Genomic DNA, 19,548 nt, shown 5'->3' with positions numbered 1-19,548 from the left:
AGGCGGCGGCCTCATGACCACCCCCCTGCTGCTCCTCGGCGCGGCCTTCCTCCTCATCCTGGCCAACGGATTCTTCGTGGCAGCCGAATTCGGGCTCGTCACGGTGGAGAGGCCCGATGCCGAACGCGCCGCCGCCGAGGGCGACCGGCGGGCGCGTACCGTCGTCGAAGCCCTGCGAGAACTCTCCTTCCAGCTCTCCGGCACCCAGCTCGGCATCACCATCACCTCCCTGGTGGTGGGCATGCTCGCCGAACCGGCCCTGGCCCGGCTGCTCGCCGGACCCCTCACCGCCACCGCACTCCCCGAAGGGGCCGTCCCGGGCGTCAGCGTCGTCGTCGGGATGCTGCTGGCCTCCGCCGTGCAGATGGTCGTCGGCGAACTCGTGCCCAAGAACTGGGCGGTCTCCCGGCCGCTCCAGGTGGCCCGCTTCGTCGCCGGACCGCAAGCCCGCTTCGCGGCCCTCCTGCGACCGGTGATCACCTTCCTCAACGCACTGGCCAACCGGCTGGTACGCCTCCTGGGCGTCGAGCCCACCGACGAACTGGCCTCCGCCCGCACCCCGGGCGAGCTGGTCTCCCTGGCCCGGCACTCGGCCGAGGCCGGAGCCCTGGAGCAGGACACCGCCGACCTCTTCGTCCGGACCCTCGCCCTGGCCGGTCTCACCGCCCAGCACGTGATGACCCCCCGGGTGAAGGTCAGCGCCCTGCACTCCTCCGCGACCGCCGAGGACGTCCTCAACCTCACCCGCGCCACCGGCCTCTCACGCTTCCCGGTCTACCGGGACCGCATCGACGAGGTCGTCGGCATGGTCCACCTCAAGGACGCCCTCGCCGTCCCCGCCGCCGAGCGCCTGCGCGTGCCGGCCGGCGAGATCGCCGTCGCCCCGCTCCTGGTGCCCGAGACGCTGCCCGTGGAACAGTTGCTGCGGCGGCTGCGCCACGAACAGCCGATAGCCGTCGTCGTCGACGAGTACGGCGGCACCGCCGGGGTCGTCACCCTGGAGGACATCATCGAGGAGCTCGTCGGCGAGGTCCGCGACGAGCACGACGCCGAGGGCTCCGACCGCCCCGAGCTGACCTGCGCCACCGACGAGGACGGCCGCCCGATCTGGGACGCCGAGGGCAGCTGCCGGGTCCACACCCTGCGCCGGAGCGGCCTGGACGTGCCCGAAGGGCCCTACGAGACCGTCGCCGGGCTCGTCGCCGGCCTGCTGGGCCGCATCCCCGCCCCGGGCGACCGGGCCGAACTCCCCGGCTGGCGGATCTCCGTCCGCCAGGTCGGCCACTACCGCGCCGAACGGGTCCGTTTCACCCGGGCGCCCGAACCGCTGCCGGACCCGGCCGCACGGAGCCTTCTGGAGGCCGTGCGATGAGCATGGTCCACCTTCTCCTCGCCGCCCTCCTGGTGCTGGCGAACGGCTTCTTCGTCGGCGCCGAGTTCGCCCTCGTATCGGTACGGCGCAGCCAGATCGAGCCGCTGGCCGCGCAGGGCTCCGGCCGGGCCCGCACGGTCCTGCACGGTCTGGAGAACCTGCCGCAGATGATGGCCGCCGCCCAGTTCGGCATCACCGTCTGCTCCCTCACCCTCGGAGCCGTCGCCGAGCCGACCGTCGCCCATCTCCTGGAGCCGGTCTTCCACGCGGCGCACGTCCCCGACGGACTCGTCCACCCGCTCGGCTTCGCCCTCGCGCTCCTGTCCGTGGTCGTCCTCCACCTGGTCATCGGCGAGATGGTCCCGAAGAACCTCGCGATGGCCGCACCCGAGCGGACCGCGCTGTGGCTGAGCCCCGGCCTGGTCGCCTTCGCCCGGATCTGCCGTCCGGTCACCACCGCGCTGGGCGCCTGCGCCGGGCTGGTGCTGCGGTTGTTCGGCGTCGAGCCGAAGGACGAGGTGGAGGCGGTCTTCACCAGCGAGCAGCTCAACCGGCTGGTGGGGGACTCCGGACAGGCCGGCCTCCTCGAACCCGAGGCGGCGACACGTCTGGAGGACGCCCTCGAACTGGGCAGCAGGCCTGTCGCCGACGTCCTGCTGGAGCCGGCTTCGCTGGTCACGGTCGACCCGTCCGTCACCCCGCGCCGGATCGAGGAGCTGACGGTGCGCACCGGCTTCTCCCGCTTCCCGGTCTGCGCGGACGGCGGCGGCCCCTTCATGGGGTACCTCCACGTCAAGGACGTCCTGGAGCTGGAGGACGCGGAGCGGGCGGTCCCGCAGCAGATCTGGCGCCCGATGGCGACCGTAGGGGCCGAACTGCCGCTCGACGACGCCCTGACCGTGATGCGCCGCGCCGCGACGCATCTGGCGCAGGTCGCGGACTCCTCGGGCCGGATCCTCGGCCTGGTCGCCATGGAGGACGTCCTGGAGACCCTGGTGGGGGAGGTGCGCGACCCGGCCCACCGGGTGGTGTCGGTGCCCCGCCGCACGGTGGACGTACCGAAGGCGTCGGAGCTTCCGGCACCCCAGGCCCTCGTGCACTGACGTACCGGACGGCCCTTAGGCCGCGGCCGGGATCGAACGCCCCGGCCGCGGCCTCACACCGCTCCCGGCTCCTGCTTGCCCCGGCCCACCGGCCCGCGCCCCGACAGCACCTCGCCGTACGCCTGCATCAGGTCCGCCAGCCGCAGCGTCGACAGGTCCTCCCGGGTCAGCTCGCCCGCATAGCCGGAGAGCCGCAGATCGCGATAGGCGCAGCTCTTCTCGTACAGCGTCCGCAGGAACCGGCCGTTGCCCAGCTCGTCGATCCAGCCCTGGTCCACCACATGGCCGCTGATGGAGCGCAGCTCGTCCACCGACTCCTCGTCCCACACGTCGTCGTTCTCGGCGGCCAGGACGCTCCCGATCGCGGTGAGTTCGAGCGGCCGGTAGCTGGGGAAGTCGACCCGGCTGGTGAAGCGGGAGGACAGCCCCGGGTTGGTGGCGAGCAGCCGGTCCATGCCCTCCGGATAGCCCGCGAGGATGACGACGAGATGGTCCCGGTTGTCCTCGGCCCGCTTGAGGAGGACCTGAAGGGCCTCGTCGCCGTACGCGTCGCCCTTGCTGTAACCGGAGTTGGCCAGGCTGTACGCCTCGTCGACGAACAGCACCCCGCCGAGCGCCGAGTCGATCAGCTCATTGGCCTTCACCGCCGTCTGGCCCAGGAACTCCCCGACCAGATCGGACCGTTGCGCCTCGACCAGGTGATCGCCGCCGAGCAGCCCGAGGGCGTAGAAGACCCGGCCCAGGATGCGCGCCACGGTGGTCTTGCCGGTGCCGGAGGGGCCGGAGAAGACGAAGTGGCGCTTCGGCGGGTGGACGGGAAGGCCCTGCTCGGCCCGCAACCGGGCCATGTTCAGCTGCGCGGAGAGCGCCTTGACCTGCCGTTTGACCGGCTCGAGACCGACCATGCGCTCCAGCTGCGCCAGCGCCTCGGCCAGCAGGGCGGGATCGCTGGGGCCGGCCGGGAAGGAGGGGGGCTTCCGGGTCCTGGTGCGGCGCACGCCCTCGACGGGCACCGGCGGCCCGGGGGCCGGGTCGTCGCCGAGCAGTCCCGCCTCGCCCAGCGGCCAGGACTCCCGCCCCTCCACCAGATCGGTGCCGAGCAGCGCGTCGCCCTCCGGCTGCGCCTCCGCCGCCGAGCCCCCCGAACCGAAACCGGTCAGGGTCACGGCGGCCAGGTCCGCCGACTCGTCGTACCCGTCGCCCTCGACGAGCGCCGCCAGCCGTGCGGAGGTGTCCATGAACGCCGGGTCCACCCGGTGCACCGCCCGGTACAGCGGCAGGGCGGCGGCGCTGCGGCCGGTGCCCTCATGGGCCCGCGCCAGCCAGTAGCGGAGCTCCTTGCGCTGCGGCTGCTCGCTGCGACATCGCATCAGCGCGGCCGACAGCATCGGCTCGGCCTGTCCGAACATCTCCAGCCGCACCCGCGCCATCCCGCCGAACAGACCCGCCTCGATGCCCAGCATCGGATCGTCGACGAGCTGCTCGGTGCAGCGCACCAACTGCTCCCAGTCCTTGACCAGATAGGAACGGCAGGCGTGCAGGAACCGCACCTGCGGATCCGCGTCCACCGGCGGCAGACCGGCCAACGCCCGGTCCAGCTCGGGCACATGGCGTCCGTCCAGCCAGTGCGAGGCGTGCGCCAGCAGCAGATCGCGCCGGCTCTCCAGCACCGGCTGCACCCACCACCCCAGCCAGTACCAGGAGTTGAGCGTACGGCGGTGGCGTGCGCGCTGTTCGCCGAAGCGGTCGCGGTGCCGGTACATGCGTAACAGGGCCGTGGTGGTGTCGATGCGCAGCGCGTGGAGGCCGAGCCAGCCGTCCGCCATGCCGGGATCGAACCGCACCGCAGCTCTGAACTCCTCCTCGGCCTGGGGGTAGGCGCCCATCGTGTAGGCGTCCATGCCACGCAGCCAGGCGAGGTCGGCAGGGGCGCCAGCGCCCTGTGTGCCGATGTCCATCAGGTCCCCCACAAACCGTGCCCCCAGGATGTCCCGCCCGCACAGCATGCCCACCTGAGCGTGCTGAATCACGGCGCGGAGGAAGGGAATTGACCACACCGAGGTGCATCGTACCTGCGCACGGGGGAGGCGACCGCTCGGTGGCCGGCCTTCGGGGCCGGTGACCGAGGGTGAGGGAATCGCTCTGCGCGGTCGCCGGGGCGGCGGTGGGAGCACAGAGCAAAGCCCCCGATCACGGGGGAACAACCGGGGGCTTCGCGTCTGCGGGGGCTCCGAAAAGCCGCACAATGAGAACGTAAGACCAGTACGGTCCCCCGGTCAAGCGGAGTTGAGGCACTTCTGAGCTGATTTCCGACTGCTCAGTATGGCGGGGCATTTCGGCTACCGTGCGTGACGATTCGGTTCGCTCCCGCGGTCGCGCGAGGCCCCGCCAGCCACATGTACCCCTCCGGCAACTGGCGTACCAGCGCGTCGGCGAACGGCCGTGAGGGATCATCGGCGAAATGCCGCTCCTCGGCGAGCGTCCACCCGTCCCAGAACCCGGTGAGTGCGACGCCGTCGCGGCGTCGGCCCCGCTCCCAGGACGTCTCCCGGTCCAGCTCCATCCAGTGCAGCGCGGCCAGCCACGGGCGCACCTGGCGGCGTCCCGCGCCGACCCCCTCCATCAGCACCACCGGGGCGGGCTCCAGGGACCGCGCCGGGCCGAAGCGGCGCTCCGTCCAGTCGTACGGGGCATAGTGGGCGCGCTCGCCGTGCGAGAGCGGCAGGAGCACCTGCTCCCGCAGCCGCCCCGTCCAGCCGAACAGCTCCTCGTGCGTGGCGAGATCGTCCAGATGGAGGACCGGCGCACCGCCCAGCGCCGCCGCGAGGCGGGCGGTGAAGGTGCTCTTGCCCGAACCGGCGTGGCCGTCGACCGCGACGAGCCGGACCGGCCCGCAGGACGGGGGCAGTGAGCGGAGGTCATCGGCGTGGCGGGCCAGGTCGTCCATGGCCCCAGGGTACGTTCCGGCACGGAGCCGCCCCGGGGAGCGTCTCGAGCCACCGCAGGTCACGCCAGTGGTCCAGACCCATATTGGTCCGGCGGGGCCTGCCGAACCGCTGGCCCGACCCGGCCCGGAACCGGGATAGTTGGCGCACCGCACGGCACCCGCAGACCACCTTCCGCACCCGACCGGGGGTCACGACCATGACCAGTCCGACTTCGCGCAGAACCGTTCTGACCGCCGCGCTCGTCGCGGCGGCAGGCGCCGGCACGGTGGCCTCCGCCGCGTCCGCGTCCGCCGCTCCGTCCTCGCCCCGCGGCTCCGCCGCCGCTCCGGGGGCCCTCGTGGACAACCGCTTCTGGCACACCTACACCGACTGGCGCTGCGGCACGGGCGACGGCACCCGGGTGCTCCCCGGCGCCCGCCCCGGCCTGGTGATCGCCGCCCCGGCCGGCCGCAGGGACTACACCGACCCGCACACCGGCGCGACGGCCGCCTGGGACTACGCCACCTGGACCTCGTCCGTCCACCGCTCCGCCGTCCCGGCCACCGAGGTGATCGCCTCCTGGAACGCCCGCACCCCGGCCGGCACCTGGATCCAGGTCGAGCTGAGCGGCGCCTACGCGGACGGCACCGCGACCCCCTGGTTCGTGATGGGCCGCTGGGCGTCGGGCGACGGCGACATCCGCCGTACGTCCGTGGACGACCAGGGCGACCCCCACAGCTCCGTATGGACGGACACCCTCTCGGTGGACGACCCGGCGAGCGGCGTGCGCCTGGTCTCCTACCGGCTGCGGCTCACCCTCTACCGCGCCCCGGGCAGCCGCCTCACCCCGACCGTCTGGCGGGTCGGCGCGATGGCCTCCGACGTGCCGGACCGCTTCACCGTCCCCGCGAGCACCCCCGGGCTCGCCCGCGAACTGCCGGTGCCCCGCTACTCGCAGAACATCCACATCGGGCAGTACCCCGAGTACGACAACGGCGGCGAGGCCTGGTGCAGCCCCACCTCCTCGCAGATGATCATCGAGTCCTGGGGCCGTCGTCCCACCGCTGAGGACCTCGCCTGGGTCAAGCCCGGCCTGCCCGACCCCCAGGTCTGCCACGCCGCCCGCCACACCTACGACTACCAGTACGAGGGCTGCGGCAACTGGCCGTTCAACGCCGCCTACGCCGCCACGTACCGCGACCTGAACGCCGCCGTCACCCGGCTCGGCTCGCTCACCGACCTGGAGCGGCTGATCCGCGTCGGAATCCCCGTCATCACCTCCCAGTCCTTCCTGAAGGAGGAGCTGACCGGCGCCGGATACGGGACGGCGGGCCATCTGATGACGGTCGTCGGCTTCACTCCCGAGGGCGACGTCATCGCCCATGACCCCGCCTCCCCGGACAACGACGCGGTGCGCCGCGTCTACCGTCGGCGCGAGTGGGAGAACATCTGGCTCAGGACGAAGCGCTACGACGCGAACGGACAGGTCAGAGGGGGTACGGGCGGAGTCTGCTACGTCTTTTGGCCGGCCGAATCGGCGCCGTCCCGACAGCGCGTTCTGCGCTCGCTCGGGCTGGCCTGACCGGTACGTCGCCGCCGCAGGCGGCGGGGCGTCTCAGGCCCGGTCGTGGAGCGTGATCCGGTAGCCGTCGGGGTCGGCGAAGGTGAAGGTCCGGCCGAAGGGGCCGTCGATCGGTGCGGAGACGATGGTGTGACCGTCGGCGGCGAGAGCGTCGTGGATGGCCTGGACGTCGGTGGCGTGGAGCCAGATCGCGGCACCGACGCCGGGCTGGGCGACGGAGGCGAGGTCGGTGCCGGGTACGACGTCGCGGAGGGCGAACGCGATCGGCTTCGTCTCGAATACGACGGCGTGCGGCGGTCCGGCCTGTGAGCGGACGAGGCCGAGGTACTGCTCGTAGAAGGCCTGCGAAGCGGCGAGGTCGCGCGCCTGGAGCGAGATGAAGTCGGGGCCGGTGGCGGGCATGGTGATACTCCTTCTCTCTATGTCAGATTCCTGACATGGGTCACCGTATGTCAGAATCCTGACATGAGTCAAAACGGTGTCGGCGTCGACCTGGACACATCACTGGGCTACCTGCTGAAGGAGGCTTCGAGCGCGCTGCGCGCAGCCATGGAGGAGGTGCTGCGGCCGCTCGGGATGACCGTGACGCACTACTCCTGCCTGGAGCTGCTGGCCCAACGGCCGGGCTTGTCGAACTCCGAGCTCGCGCGGGGCGCGTTCGTGACACGGCAGTCGATGAACGTGCTGCTCCAGACCCTGGAGCGCGAGGGCTCGGTGACCAGGCCCGCGGAGGAGCGGGTCGGGAAGGTTCTTCCCGCGCGGCTCACGCCCCGCGGCCGGCGGAGCCTGGACGAGGCGTCCGTGGCGGTCCGGTCCGTCGAGGTCAGAATGCTGGCCGGGATGACCGAGGCCGAGGAGTCGGGCGCGATCCGGATCCTGCGGAGCATGATCCGGTCCCTGGGCGAGGGCGGCGCGGAGGCGCCCTCCGCCGTCCCGGGGGGCAGCTCCTAGCCCGCGCGGACCGCGGCCTCGATCTGGGCGAGACGGGCGGCGCGGACCCCGGCCGGTCCCGCCCCTGACCCGGCGTCAGACGGTACGCCGTCGGCGTACCGCCCCCACCACCGTGTCGGCCACCAGGAACCCGGCCAGGGTCACCCCCAGGACCGGCAGCGCCCAGCCCAGGGCGGCCACGGCCGGGATGCCCAGGACGAGGGCCGGCAGCGGAATCCGCCGCCACGCCCCGCGCTCCGGGGCCCTGCCGACCGGCGCGGGCCGCTCTCCCCGCGTGGGCCGCCGCTGCCACCACATGCGATAGCCCCAGAAGATCACCGCGCTCAGACCGAGTGCCAGGAGCGCCAGCGCGATCTGGTTGACGATCCCGAACAGCACGCCCATGTGGCCCTGCACACCGAGCTTGCTGAGCTTGTTGAGGGTCGGGTGGTCGGCCCAGCGGGTGCGCGAGGTGATCTCGCCGCTCGCGGTGTCCACGGCCACCTGGTCGTAGTGCACCGGCCAGACGTTGTCGGTCTGCGCCACGACCCACGCGCTCGCCGCGTCCGCCGGCGGCGTCACCTTCACGGTCCCGCCGAGACCCGCGCCCCGGGCCGCCGCGAGCGCCGCGTCGAACGCGGCCGGGTCGGCGTCGGCCGTCGCTCCGCCGGAACCGCCGTGCCCGGCATGCTCCGTGTGGTCCTCGGCGGGGGCCTCTCCACCCGGCAACGCCGTGTCCAGGGCCGGGGCTTCGCCGTTCGCCGCGTCCAGCAGCCGCCCGAACCGCTCGCCGCCGTACTGCGACCAGGTGAGGCCGGTGGCGCTCAGGAACAGCAGCCCCAGCGCCAGCCACACCCCGGTCGCCGCGTGCCAACTGCGCGTCCGGCGCACTCCTCGGGCCCCGCGGTCCGGAAGCAGCACGCCCCGGGCCGACCTCGCGCGCCGCCCCCGGCTGCGCCCGAGCCACAGGACGAGGCCGCCCGCGACGGCCACCCACAGCCAGCTCGCGGCGGTCTCGGAGTACAGCCGGCCGGTCTCGCCGAGGTGGAGATTGCGGTGGAGGTCGTCGAGCCAGGTGGTGAGCGGCGTCGAACCGAACCAGGTCGTCAACTCGCCCCGCACCTCGGCCGTGTACGGATCGACGAACACCGTGCGCTGGTTCTCGCCCAGCTCCGGCACCGCGAGCACCACCCGGGTGGTGTCCTCGGGGCCCGGCGGGGTGATCACCGACGCCAGGGCGCCCTCGGGGTGCGCCGCCCGAGCGGCCGCGATCTGCTCCGTCAGCGGGCGTACCTCGTCCCCGACCCGCTCCACCCGGAGCTGGTCGCCGTACACGAGCCGGTCGAGCTGGGGCGTGACCGTGTAGGCCAGCCCGCTCAGCGCGGCCACCAGCAGGAACGGAGCGACGAGCACACCGGCGTAGAAGTGCAGCCGGACCAGGAGATGCCGCACCTCCGCCCAGGAGCGGGCCGGTCTCGGCCGCCCGGACGGGGGTTGCGCGAGGCCGTCCGGTCTCCCGGAGGTCGGCCGGTCCCCCGGGGCGTCGTCCGCGGCGGGATCGTTCTGCGGTATCTCTTCGGTTCTGTGGGACATGAGCGCTCCTCGGGGGCAGACGGTGACGGACGCGGGCCCGACGGTCAGCCCTGTCGCGAGGTCCGGCGGGGGAGCCGGGCCCGAGGACTGCTGCCGCGGTCTCTTCCCATGGGGCAGTAGTCGGCCGCGTGGCCGAAAAAGTTCCCGTACGTCCCCGGATCCGCCAGAGGCCCGGCTGCGGCGTCCGCGCCGGAGGGCTCAGCCCCCGCGCTTGTCCCCGGCGTCCAGGGCCGCCCGCTCCAGCCGGTCCCGGTGGCCCTCCCAGTACGCGGCGTCGCCCGGCGGCATGCTGTCGTTGCCCTGGTTCATCCCGACTGAGCCATCGATGAGTTCGCGGAGGATGTCGGCGTGCCCGGCGTGCCGGTGCGTATCGCCGATCACGCGTACGGCGGCGTGGTGCAGCGTCACGTCGTCGCGGCCGGCCGGCCACCACGGCACCCTGCCGACCGTGTCCAGCGCCAGCGCGTCGAGCGTCGCGTCCGCGTGCGCCCACGCCCGGCGGTACAGGCCCACGATCCGCTCGCGCGACTCGTCGGCGGTGGCCCACATGTCGGCGTTCGCCTCGGCGCCCTCCGCGACCCAGGGCAGCGACTCGCCTGACGGCCGTCCGAAGGTGTCTCCGAGGTAGCCGAGTTCGACGCTCGCCACGTGCTTGACCAGGCCCAGCAGATTGGTGCCGGTGGGCGTGAGCGGGCGGCGGATGTCGTATTCCGAGAGCCCTTCGAGCTTCCACAGGAGGGCGTCGCGGGCGTTCTGCAGATAGAAGCGGAGTATGTCCTTGGGGGCTGATTCGTTCATGGGATCAGTCTGCCGCTCGGCCGATCGGTGTGGCGTCGCCCACAGCGCGCCCCGTCCGCGCCGCCGGCCCCCGGCGGCGAAATCCGTGCCGTACCGCGGGAGCGGGACGCCGGTGGGCCCCGGGCCGCGTCCGGGCGTGACCGGGATCTCGTTCTGCGCTGCCCCGGCCGCTGGCACTCTGGTCGGGTCGGGGGACCCCAGCCGAAGCCGCACGAAGAGTGAGACGCCCATGACAGCGACCACCGCCGGAAACGCCCACCACGCCCGCCGCTCCCGCACCGGCGGCCCCGAGGACGGCTCGAAGCTGATGGAGCACATCGCGGGCTGGGCGTTCGTGGTCGTGTTCGCGATGCTCGTCACCCAGCTCGGCCTGCTGTGACGTCCTGACGCCGATCCGCGGGGGCCCGGCGCCGATTCCCGGGGGCAGGGCACGCGAAGGGGCGGAGCGCCCGCCCGGCGCCCCGCCCCTTCCGTCGTGCCGTGAACGCTAGCCGATCGACTTGATCAGCTCGCCGTTGCCGGTGTCACCGCTCAGCTCCCAGAAGAACGTGCCGCCGAGGCCCTGCTCGTTCTTGTAGTCCATCTTGGTGCCGATGGTCTCCGGGGTGTCGTAGCTCCACCAGTTGTTCCCGCAGTGGGCGTACGCCGTGCCGGCCACCTTGCCCGTGGCGGGGCAGCTGTTCTTGAGGACCTTGTAGTCCTCGATGCCCGCCTCGTACGTACCCGCCGCCGCGCCGGTCGCGGTGCCGCCCGGCTCGGACTGCGTGACGCCGGTCCAGCCGCGGCCGTAGAAGCCGATGCCCAGCAGCAGCTTCTCCGACGGGATGCCCAGGGACTTCAGCTTGGAGATCGCGGCGTCGGAGTTGAAGCCCTCCGACGGGATGCCCGGGTAGGAGGTCAGCGGGGAGTGCGGGGCCGTCGGGCCCTGCGCCGCGAACGCGCCGAAGAAGTCGTACGTCATCGGCAGGTACCAGTCGAGGTGCTTCGCCGCCCCCGCGTAGTCCACCGCGTCGATCTTGCCGCCGTCGGAGCCGTCCGCCGTGATCGCCGAGGTGATCAGGTTGTCGCTCCCGAAGGACTTGCGCAGCTCGCCCAGCAGCGCGCCGTAGGCGTCGCGGCCGCTGGTGTCACAGGTGAGACCGCAGGCGTTGGGGTACTCCCAGTCGATGTCGATGCCGTCGAAGACATCGGCCCAGCGGGGGTCCTCCACCAGGTCGTGGCAGGACTTCGCGAACGCGGCCGGGTTCTGCGCCGCCTCACCGAAGCCGCCCGACCAGCTCCAGCCGCCGAAGGACCACAGGATCTTGAGGTCGGGGTGGAGCTTCTTCAGCTTGCGCAGCTGGTTGAAGTTGCCGCGCAGTTCCTGGTCCCAGGTGTCGGCGACCCCGTCGACCGACTCCTCGGCGGTGTAGGCCTTCTCGTAGTCGGCGTAGGAGTCGCCGATCTGGCACTTGCCGCCGGTCACGTTGCCGAAGGCGTAGTTGATGTGGGTGAGCTTGTCCGCGGAACCCGACGTCACGATGTTCTTGACGTGGTAATTGCGGTCGTACGTACCCCAGTTGGTGAAGTATCCGATCACCTTGTCGCCCGCCGCGGTGGGGGCGGCCTCGGCGGCGGCCGGGGCCGCGGCCGGCTGTACGGCGGGGGTCGCGCCGGCCGGGGACATGCCCGCGACGCCGAGCAGAGTGGCGCCGAGGGCCGCCGTACAGGCGGCCGCGGCGAGCGCCCGGAGCCGGGCGCGGGGACGGTGCAGCTTGAGCATCGTGGCTCCTCGTGGGGGAGGGCTGGTGCGTGGGGGGTGCGGGTCGAACTCCGGGCAACCGCGCCCGGTTTGACATGAACGCGGTGGGGCGTTCGGTCGAACCGTAGAAGGACTAGACCAGTGGGGTCAATGGTTCGGACCAACCAATTCGCTGATCTCCCACGGTCCCTGCGGGCCTCCGACCTGCCCGTTGCCCCGTGACGGGAGCCATCCGATCGGGCATACTCAAGCCGCCACAGCCGATGACCGCGCCACCCGTGACCCGGGAGGGCAGGATCGGCGGGGCAGTCTGTCTTTCCCGGGTCACTTCCGGGAGATCACCCGGCGGCGCCTCTCACACCCCGAGCGCGCGACCGCCGCAACGCCCGACAGGGAGGAGAGCGCCGTCATGTCCGACCGTGCCCCGCAGCCGGTGGAACGCCGTCTGCCCACCGAGGAGTCCCGGCAGCTCGTCGCGCTCGTCCGCGACATCGTGTCGAAGGAGATCGCTCCCCGGGCGGCCGATGAGGAGGAAGCGGGCGTCTTCCCGCGCGAGGTCTTCACCCTGCTGTCCGAGTCCGGACTCCTGGGACTCCCGTACGACTCCGCCCACGGCGGCGGTGACCAGCCCTACGAGGTCTACCTCCAGGTCCTGGAAGAGCTGGCCGCCGCCCGGCTCACCGTCGGCCTCGGCGTCAGCGTCCACTCCCTCGCCTGCCACGCCCTCGCCGGGTACGGCACCGACGAACAGCGCGCCGCGCACCTCCCGGCGATGCTCACCGGCGGCCTGCTGGGCGCCTACTGCCTCTCGGAGCCCGCCTCCGGCTCCGACGCCGCCTCGCTGCGCACCAAGGCCGTACGGGACGGTGAGGAGTGGGTCATCACCGGGACCAAGGCGTGGATCACCCACGGCGGCGTCGCCGACTTCTGCACCGTGCTCGCCCGGACCGGCGTCGAGGGCCCCCGGGGCATCACGGCCTTCCTCGTCCCCGGCGACGCCGAGGGGCTGAACGCCGCCGTCCCCGAGAAGAAGATGGGGATGAAGGGCTCGCCCACGGCCCAGCTCAACTTCGACGGCGTACGGGTCGGCGACGACCGGCGCATCGGCGAGGAGGGCCAGGGCTTCGCGATCGCCCTGTCCGCACTCGACTCCGGGCGCCTGGGCATCGCCGCCTGCGCCGTCGGGGTCGCCCAGGCGGCCCTGGACGAGGCCGTCCGGTACGCCACCGACCGCCACCAGTTCGGCCGCCCCATCGCGGACTTCCAGGGGCTGCGGTTCATGCTCGCCGACATGGCCACCCAGATCGAGGCCGGCCGGGCGCTGTACCTGGAGGCGGCGCGCCTGCGCGACGCGGGGGAGCCCTTCTCCCGGCAGGCGGCCATGGCGAAGCTGTTCTGCACGGACGCGGCCATGCGGGTGACCACCGACGCCGTCCAGGTGCTCGGCGGATACGGCTACACGCTCGACTTCCCGGTCGAGCGGCTGATGCGCGAGGCGAAGGTCCTTCAGATCGTGGAGGGCACCAACCAGATCCAGCGCATGGTCATCGCGCGCCACCTCGCGGGTCCCGAGACGCGCTGAACCGCAGCGGCGTATCCGGCCAGGAGGGCAGCGCCGCGGCCTGGGTCCACTCCAGGTCGCGGCGGCCCGGCAGGGTCCGTCCGGCGCTCTCCCACTGCCTGAGCAGCGCGCTGTAGATCGGCGGGTCCGCGGGGGAGCCCATGGGCGAGGCCCCGGTGGACCGGGGCAGCGGCTGGGCGGGCCTCTCCGGGGCGGGACGGTCGCCGGACACCGGCCGGGGCGCCGCCGCCCGATGGTCGGCCGGACCGCCCGGCTGCGGGGCGTGCGTACCCGGCCGCGGAACCGATTCTTCGGGGGCGGGTGCGGCGAGCCGGCGGCGACCCGACCCGACTGTTGAATGCAGCGTGGTCATACCGGGCCAACGCGGCAGGGCGGGCCCGGGTCACTGTCCCGCCGATTCGTGCGCTCGTTCGCGGGGGCTCGCGCCCCGGGCCGGCGACCGCGAGAAGCGGCGCCGCGGCACCACGGCGGCCGGGCCGTCGTGGTGCTGGGCAGGGCGTACGGCGTACGGGTCAGGCGGCCTCGTGCCGCATCCGCTGCACGCGCAGCGGACGGGAGCCGGGTCCTCCGGCGTGCGAGAACGGCTGCATCCGCCAGTCGAGCTCCTGGGGGAGCGTCAGCAGCAGCCCCGCCTCCTGCTCCTGGAGCTCCAGCGTCTCGTCCGCGGGCCGGGCGTCCGTGGCGCCGCGACCGGTTCCGGCGCAGACGGTGAGGACGAAGGGATTCCACGGGGTGGGGCACCGGGCGTGCTCCGGCAGGACGTCCTCGTCGGCCAGCAGCGCGATGGGCTGGGCGCAGTCCGGGCAGATCACCCGGACCATCTCGAACATGTCGTACGCGTCGGCGCCGTCCTCGTCCGGATCGACGGGCTCCGGCTCGGTACGTCCGGTGAGCTTCAGGCTCTGCATGGAAATTCCCCCCTCGGGTGGGCCGACCAGGCGACACGCCCTCGACCACAGCAAGCACTTCCCGGCACGCGTGGCCGGTAACCGCGAGGCGGCCCGCTACCGACCCGTAAACCTGTGGCATTCGTCACATGCCGCCCGCAGGTGCCGTTCCGTGACCTTCGCGACTGTGCCGTTGGCCGCCCGGGGCCATAGGTTGATCCGCATGGAGGAGCTGGACCGTCAGATCGTTGAGTTGCTCGTCAAGGACGGGCGGATGAGCTACACCGACCTGGGCAAGGCCACGGGCCTGTCCACCTCGGCGGTTCATCAGCGCGTCCGCAGGCTGGAGCAGCGCGGGGTGATCCGCGGCTATGCGGCGGTCGTCGACCCCGAGGCCGTCGGACTGCCCCTCACCGCGTTCATCTCGGTGAAACCGTTCGACCCGAGCGCGCCCGACGACATCGCCGAACGGCTCGCCGGAGTGCCCGAACTGGAGGCCTGCCACAGCGTCGCCGGGGACGAGAACTACATCCTCAAGGTGCGCGTGGCGACTCCGCTGGAGCTGGAACACCTGCTCACCCGGATCCGCTCGCTCGCCGGCGTGTCCACCCGGACGACCGTCGTGCTGTCCACTCCGTACGAGGCCCGGCCCCCGAGCATCTGAGGGACGGGGCCATGCGCGCCGCGCGGGGGGCCGGGGGCCGGGCGGCGTCCGGCAGGCGCGAGACTGGACCCATGAGCCAGAGCACCGCCCCCCAGAGCGCCCCCGAACACCGCACCGTGCTGTTGCGCGGCGGCGACGTCCACAGCCCCGCCGATCCGTTCGCCACCGCGATGGTCGTCGAACGCGGGCATGTCGCCTGGGTGGGGTCCGAGGGGGCCGCCGACGCCTTCGCGAGCGGCGTCGACGAGGTGGTCGACCTCGAAGGCGCCCTGGTCACCCCGGCGTTCACCGACGCCCATGTGCACACCACCGCCACCGGCCTGGCCCTGACCGGGCTCGACCTCCGGGGCGCCCACACGCTGGCCGAGGCCCTCGACCTCGTCCGTGCGTTCGCGAACGCACGGGCCGCCGGGGACGTCCTGCTCGGACACGGCTGGGACGCCGCCCGCTGGCCCGAGCAGCGCCATCCCTCGCGCGCCGAGCTGGACGAGGCGGCCGGCGGCCGGGCCCTCTACCTGCCGCGGATCGACGTGCACTCCGCGATCGTCACGACGGCCCTGCTGGACCTCGTCCCCGGCGTCACCGCGATGGCCGGATACCACCCGGACACGCCGCTGACCGGCGACGCCCACCACGCGGTGCGGGCCGCCGCCCACGGCGCGCTCCCGTCCGCCCAGCGGGCCGATGCCCAGCGCGCCGCCCTCGACCACGCCGCCTCCCTGGGCATCGGCAGCGTGCACGAGTGCGGGGGCCCCGAGATCTCCGACGAGGAGGACTTCACCTCGCTCCTCGCCCTCGCCGCCGAACGGCCGGGACCGCGCGTCTTCGGCCTCTGGGCCGAGGAGGTCGCCGACGAGAAGGCCGCCCGGCGCATCCGCGAACTCGGCGCGATCGGCGCGGCCGGCGACCTGTTCGTCGACGGCTCCCTCGGCTCGCACACCGCCTGCCTGCACCAGCCCTACGCGGACGACCCCAGCAGCGGCACCGCCCACCTGGACGCCGCCCGGATCGCCGCCCATGTCACCGCCTGCACCGAGGCGGGCCTCCAGGCGGGCTTCCACGCCATCGGCGACGCCGCGGTCACCGCCGTCGTCGACGGGATCAGGACCGCCGCCGGGACGCTGGGCCTCGACCGGATCCGGGCCGCCCGGCACCGCGTCGAACACGCCGAGATGCTCACCCCCGAGACCGTCGCCGCCTTCGCCGAACTGGGCCTCACCGCCTCCGTGCAGCCCGCCTTCGACGCCGCCTGGGGCGGCCCGGACGGCATGTACGCCCAGCGCCTGGGCGCGGAACGGGCCGCCACCCTCAACCCGTACGCGGCGCTGCTGCGGGCCGGAGTGCCGCTCGCCTTCGGCTCCGACAGCCCGGTCACCCCGCTCGACCCCTGGGGCACCGTCCGGGCCGCCGCCCACCACCGCACCCCGGAGCACCGCGTCTCGGTCCGCGCCGGATTCACCGCCCACACCCGGGGCGGCTGGCGCGCCATCGGCCGCGACGACGCGGGCCTCCTGGTGCCCGGCGCCCCGGCCGACTACGCCGTCTGGCGGACCGCCGAACTCCTGGTCCAGGCCCCCGACGACCGGGTCGCCCGGTGGTCCACCGACCCCCGCTCCGGCACCCCCGGCCTGCCGGATCTGACGCCCGGGGCCGACCTTCCCGTCTGTCTGCGGACCGTGGTCTTCGGACAAACTGTCTACGTACGACCGAACGAGTGACGTCGAGCCATTTCGTACCGCCGATCGATGGCCTGACGGCTGGTCCGCGACCTGCGCCCCTTCGGCACTGACCAGGCAATATCGGAAAAAGTCGCAGGTCGCACGGGTGTTGACAGAACGCGCCCACCGGCCGGTAGGTTCGGCCGGGTCCACCACAGGACGTCCGACCGGTTAAACCTCCACGCAGTCGTCGAACGCCGCTGGGTCATGAGGTGGTGTGCCGCACCGGCGCACCACCGCTGACAGCCAGGTTCAGCGCCCGCGCCTCGGGGGCGAGGGAAGGGTTCAGCCGGACGGAGGGTGGGACCCGGGTGGGGCCCGGACGTTCAGTAGACAACGGCTTTCGGTCGACCCGCAGCCAGCGGGTCCCAGGTCGGCCCGAAGGGCGCCGGGCCCCGATCCGCAGTTCCTCCGTCGTCCTGCCGCCGTGCCGCGGACCCGTGTTCTGTCCGTAGTTCCACGGATCTGTCCGCACCGCGCCACACGCCCGCGCGACCGCGTCGGAGTCCGGCGGCAGTGTGCTGGATATGGTGTCCCCCTGTGTACGGACTTTAAGGGGCAGTAGTGAACGACGGCGGTCAGAGGCAGTTCGGCCCGCTCGGCAAGGTCCTGGTGATCATTCCGACCTACAACGAGGTCGAGAACATCGGGCCGATCGTCGACCGGGTGCGCGCCGCCGTCCCGGATGCCGACATCCTGGTGGCCGACGACAACAGCCCCGACGGCACCGGCAAGGCGGCCGACGAGATCGCGGCGGCCGACGGCCAGGTGCACGTCCTGCACCGCAAGGGCAAGGAAGGGCTCGGCGCCGCCTATCTCGCGGGCTTCGCCTGGGGCTCCGAGCACGGCTACGGCGTGCTCGTCGAGATGGACGCCGACGGCTCCCACCAGCCCGAGGAGCTGCCCCGGCTGCTCACCGCGCTCAAGGGCGCCGACCTGGTCCTCGGATCCCGCTGGGTGCCCGGCGGCCGGGTGGTCAACTGGCCCAAGAGCCGTGAGGTGATCTCGCGCGGCGGCAGCCTCTACTCCCGGCTCGCCCTCGGTCTCTCCGTCCGGGACGTCACCGGCGGCTACCGCGCCTTCCGCACCGAGACCCTGGACGGCCTCGGGCTGAGCGAGGTCGCCTCGCAGGGCTACTGCTTCCAGGTGGATCTCGCCCGCCGGGCGGTCGAGGCGGGCTACCACGTGGTCGAGGTCCCCATCACCTTCGTCGACCGGGAGATCGGCGACTCGAAGATGAGCCGGGACATCCTCGTCGAGGCGCTCTGGCGGGTCACCGGCTGGGGCATCACCTCCCGCGCGAACAAGGTCCTGGGCCGCAAGCCCCTCTGACAGCCGCTCCACGAGGGCGGCGGGGGCCGGGCTTCATGATCACCCCCTTACGCCGCTTGCACGCCGGTACGGGCACACTGGGGGCATGACGACCGGCACTCCGCCCCCGACCCGTCCCCGGCGCTCGCGCGCCCGTAGATTCCTGCCGCTGGCCCTGGCCGCCTGGCTGGTCCTGGAGATCTGGCTCCTGACCCTGGTCGCCTCGGCCGTGGGCGGCCTCGTCCTCCTGCTGATCCTGGTGGCCGGAGCCGCGCTCGGCGCCGTGGTCATCAAGCGCGCCGGCCGACGCGCCTTCAAGAACCTGACCGAGACCCTCCAGCAGATGCCGGGGCAGCCCGGCGCCCCCGTCACCCCGCCGGCCGCCCCCGCGGGCGGCAAGGGCACCCGGGGCAACGGGCTGCTGATGCTGGGCGGTCTGCTGCTTCTGATCCCCGGCCTGATCTCGGACGCGGCCGGACTGATCCTGCTGGTGCCGCCGGTGCGCACCATGATCAGCCGCTCCGCGGAGCGCTCGCTGGAGCGCCGGATGCGGGCCGCGTCGCCGGGCAGCCTCTCGGACGCTTTCCAGCAGGCCAGGATGCACCGGCCGGACGGGAAGGTCGTCCCGGGCGAGGTCATCCGCGAGGACGGCTCCCAGGCGCCCTCCGGGCCCGACGACGACCCCCGGGGCCCCCGCCCGCCCCTCACGCCCTGACGGACCGGGCTCCCGGCCCCGGCCGGGAGCGCTGTCATCGGAGGCATGCCAAGAGCCGCGGGCCGTGACACATGTTCTGTGTCACGGCCCGCGGCTCTTGTGCTGTGCTGTTGTCGCGCTGGGTGCGGTGCTCCGCGGTCAGGCAGACTTCCTGCTGTCCCGCGGGTGCACGGCGATGTTCATGGCTCCGGAGCGCAGAACCGCCAGCCTCTCGGCCAGCACCTCCTCCAGCTCCTCGCGGGTGCGCCGCTCCATGAGCATGTCCCAGTGCGTGCGCGCCGGCTTGCCCTTCTTCTCTTCGGGGCCGTCCCCGTTCACCAGGAGTGCCTGGGCGCCGCACGCCTTGCACTCCCACTCCGGCGGAATGTCCGCCTCTACCGAGAACGGCATCTCGAATCGATGTCCGTTCTGGCATGCGTACTCCACCGCCTGGCGCGGGGCCAGATCGATGCCGCGGTCCGTCTCGTAGCTGGTAACCACAAGTCGCGTGCCGCGGAGAGCTCGCTCACTCATGAATCGTGCCTCCCGGGCTTGTCGCCCACAGGACAAAATGTCGCTGTCGTCGTCATCCGGTCAACGTCCGGTCGGCGGCAAAGATTCCCGTTGCCGGTCATGCGTCGCCCGT

General features: G+C 72.8%; 18 protein-coding genes. 10 read left to right on the top strand and 8 right to left on the bottom strand.

The annotated features are described in order from the left end of the window. Positions 1–13: 13 nt before the first annotated feature. Together ACH4UK_RS23825 and ACH4UK_RS23820 are read left to right on the top strand one after the other, a co-directional pair. A complete protein-coding gene (locus ACH4UK_RS23825) occupies positions 14–1,372 on the top strand; it encodes a hemolysin family protein (protein ID WP_398359339.1) in 1,359 nt (452 codons plus the stop codon). After that, a complete protein-coding gene (locus tag ACH4UK_RS23820) occupies positions 1,369–2,475 on the top strand; it encodes a hemolysin family protein (RefSeq protein WP_398359337.1) in 1,107 nt (368 codons plus the stop codon). The genes ACH4UK_RS23825 and ACH4UK_RS23820 overlap by 4 nt, the downstream gene beginning before the upstream one ends. Positions 2,476–2,528: 53 nt before the next feature. On the opposite strand, the gene ACH4UK_RS23815 is transcribed toward ACH4UK_RS23820, so the two are convergent. Further along, the gene (locus ACH4UK_RS23815) at positions 2,529–4,433 is read right to left on the bottom strand and encodes an AAA family ATPase (protein WP_398359931.1); all 1,905 of its coding nucleotides are present in this window, start codon (positions 4,431–4,433) and stop codon (positions 2,529–2,531) included. A gap of 359 nt (positions 4,434–4,792) precedes the next feature. Beyond that, on the bottom strand, positions 4,793–5,422 hold the full coding sequence (locus tag ACH4UK_RS23810) for a uridine kinase (protein ID WP_398359335.1): 630 nt from the start codon (positions 5,420–5,422) through the stop codon (positions 4,793–4,795). Between the two features lie 197 nt (positions 5,423–5,619). Here ACH4UK_RS23810 and ACH4UK_RS23805 point away from each other — a divergent pair, with 197 nt between their 5' ends. Next, positions 5,620–6,984 carry a peptidase C39 family protein gene (locus ACH4UK_RS23805; protein WP_398359334.1) on the top strand — a complete coding sequence of 455 codons (1,365 nt, stop codon included), beginning with the start codon at positions 5,620–5,622 and terminating at the stop codon, positions 6,982–6,984. Positions 6,985–7,017: 33 nt separating this feature from the next. Here ACH4UK_RS23805 and ACH4UK_RS23800 read toward each other — a convergent pair whose 3' ends face one another. After that, positions 7,018–7,386 (bottom strand): VOC family protein, encoded by a 369-nt coding sequence (locus tag ACH4UK_RS23800; protein ID WP_398359332.1) that lies wholly within the window; start codon positions 7,384–7,386, stop codon positions 7,018–7,020. Between the two features lie 63 nt (positions 7,387–7,449). On the opposite strand from ACH4UK_RS23800, the gene ACH4UK_RS23795 reads away from it, so the two are divergent. Further along, the gene (locus tag ACH4UK_RS23795; RefSeq protein ID WP_398359331.1) at positions 7,450–7,935 is read left to right on the top strand and encodes a MarR family winged helix-turn-helix transcriptional regulator; all 486 of its coding nucleotides are present in this window, start codon (positions 7,450–7,452) and stop codon (positions 7,933–7,935) included. Positions 7,936–8,010: 75 nt separating this feature from the next. Here the strand turns inward: ACH4UK_RS23795 and ACH4UK_RS23790 are convergent, their stop codons facing one another. Both ACH4UK_RS23790 and ACH4UK_RS23785 read right to left on the bottom strand, forming a co-directional pair. Next, positions 8,011–9,507, bottom strand: coding sequence for a PepSY-associated TM helix domain-containing protein (locus ACH4UK_RS23790; RefSeq protein WP_398359329.1), 1,497 nt, complete (start codon positions 9,505–9,507; stop codon positions 8,011–8,013). 198 nt (positions 9,508–9,705) lie between these two features. After that, on the bottom strand, positions 9,706–10,305 hold the full coding sequence (locus ACH4UK_RS23785) for a DinB family protein (RefSeq protein ID WP_398359327.1): 600 nt from the start codon (positions 10,303–10,305) through the stop codon (positions 9,706–9,708). Positions 10,306–10,534: 229 nt separating this feature from the next. Here ACH4UK_RS23785 and ACH4UK_RS23780 point away from each other — a divergent pair, with 229 nt between their 5' ends. Then, positions 10,535–10,684: an SCO1431 family membrane protein gene (locus ACH4UK_RS23780; protein WP_398359326.1), complete on the top strand. Its 150-nt coding sequence runs from the start codon at positions 10,535–10,537 to the stop codon at positions 10,682–10,684. A gap of 108 nt (positions 10,685–10,792) precedes the next feature. Here ACH4UK_RS23780 and ACH4UK_RS23775 read toward each other — a convergent pair whose 3' ends face one another. Next, complete coding sequence (locus ACH4UK_RS23775; protein WP_398359324.1) at positions 10,793–12,067, bottom strand: glycoside hydrolase family 18 protein; 1,275 nt, start codon at positions 12,065–12,067, stop codon at positions 10,793–10,795. 388 nt (positions 12,068–12,455) lie between these two features. Here ACH4UK_RS23775 and ACH4UK_RS23770 point away from each other — a divergent pair, with 388 nt between their 5' ends. Next, the gene (locus ACH4UK_RS23770) at positions 12,456–13,628 is read left to right on the top strand and encodes an acyl-CoA dehydrogenase family protein (protein ID WP_398359322.1); all 1,173 of its coding nucleotides are present in this window, start codon (positions 12,456–12,458) and stop codon (positions 13,626–13,628) included. A 512-nt stretch (positions 13,629–14,140) separates the two neighbouring features. Here ACH4UK_RS23770 and ACH4UK_RS23765 read toward each other — a convergent pair. Further along, a complete protein-coding gene (locus ACH4UK_RS23765) occupies positions 14,141–14,536 on the bottom strand; it encodes a hypothetical protein (RefSeq protein WP_398359320.1) in 396 nt (131 codons plus the stop codon). 202 nt (positions 14,537–14,738) lie between these two features. Between ACH4UK_RS23765 and ACH4UK_RS23760 the strand changes: the two genes are divergently transcribed. From ACH4UK_RS23760 to fxsA, 4 genes are all read left to right on the top strand, one after another. Then, a complete protein-coding gene (locus ACH4UK_RS23760) occupies positions 14,739–15,179 on the top strand; it encodes an Lrp/AsnC family transcriptional regulator (RefSeq protein WP_096632408.1) in 441 nt (146 codons plus the stop codon). Between the two features lie 71 nt (positions 15,180–15,250). Beyond that, on the top strand, positions 15,251–16,897 hold the full coding sequence (locus ACH4UK_RS23755; RefSeq protein WP_398359318.1) for an amidohydrolase: 1,647 nt from the start codon (positions 15,251–15,253) through the stop codon (positions 16,895–16,897). A gap of 564 nt (positions 16,898–17,461) precedes the next feature. Continuing rightward, entirely contained in the window at positions 17,462–18,229 is a 768-nt protein-coding gene (locus ACH4UK_RS23750) for a polyprenol monophosphomannose synthase (RefSeq protein WP_398359316.1), read from the top strand. 85 nt (positions 18,230–18,314) lie between these two features. Continuing rightward, positions 18,315–18,923: an FxsA family membrane protein gene (gene fxsA, locus ACH4UK_RS23745; RefSeq protein ID WP_398359315.1), complete on the top strand. Its 609-nt coding sequence runs from the start codon at positions 18,315–18,317 to the stop codon at positions 18,921–18,923. A 138-nt stretch (positions 18,924–19,061) separates the two neighbouring features. Here fxsA and ACH4UK_RS23740 read toward each other — a convergent pair whose 3' ends face one another. Then, positions 19,062–19,436 (bottom strand): RNA polymerase-binding protein RbpA, encoded by a 375-nt coding sequence (locus tag ACH4UK_RS23740; RefSeq protein WP_398359313.1) that lies wholly within the window; start codon positions 19,434–19,436, stop codon positions 19,062–19,064. Positions 19,437–19,548 lie beyond the last annotated feature (112 nt).

The organism is Streptomyces sp. NPDC020884 (assembly GCF_044333935.1).
In the GTDB taxonomy this organism is placed as follows: Bacteria; Actinomycetota; Actinomycetes; order Streptomycetales; family Streptomycetaceae; genus Streptomyces.
Note: the sequence above shows the minus strand (reverse complement) of the source record. Positions and strands in the feature narration are given on the sequence as shown.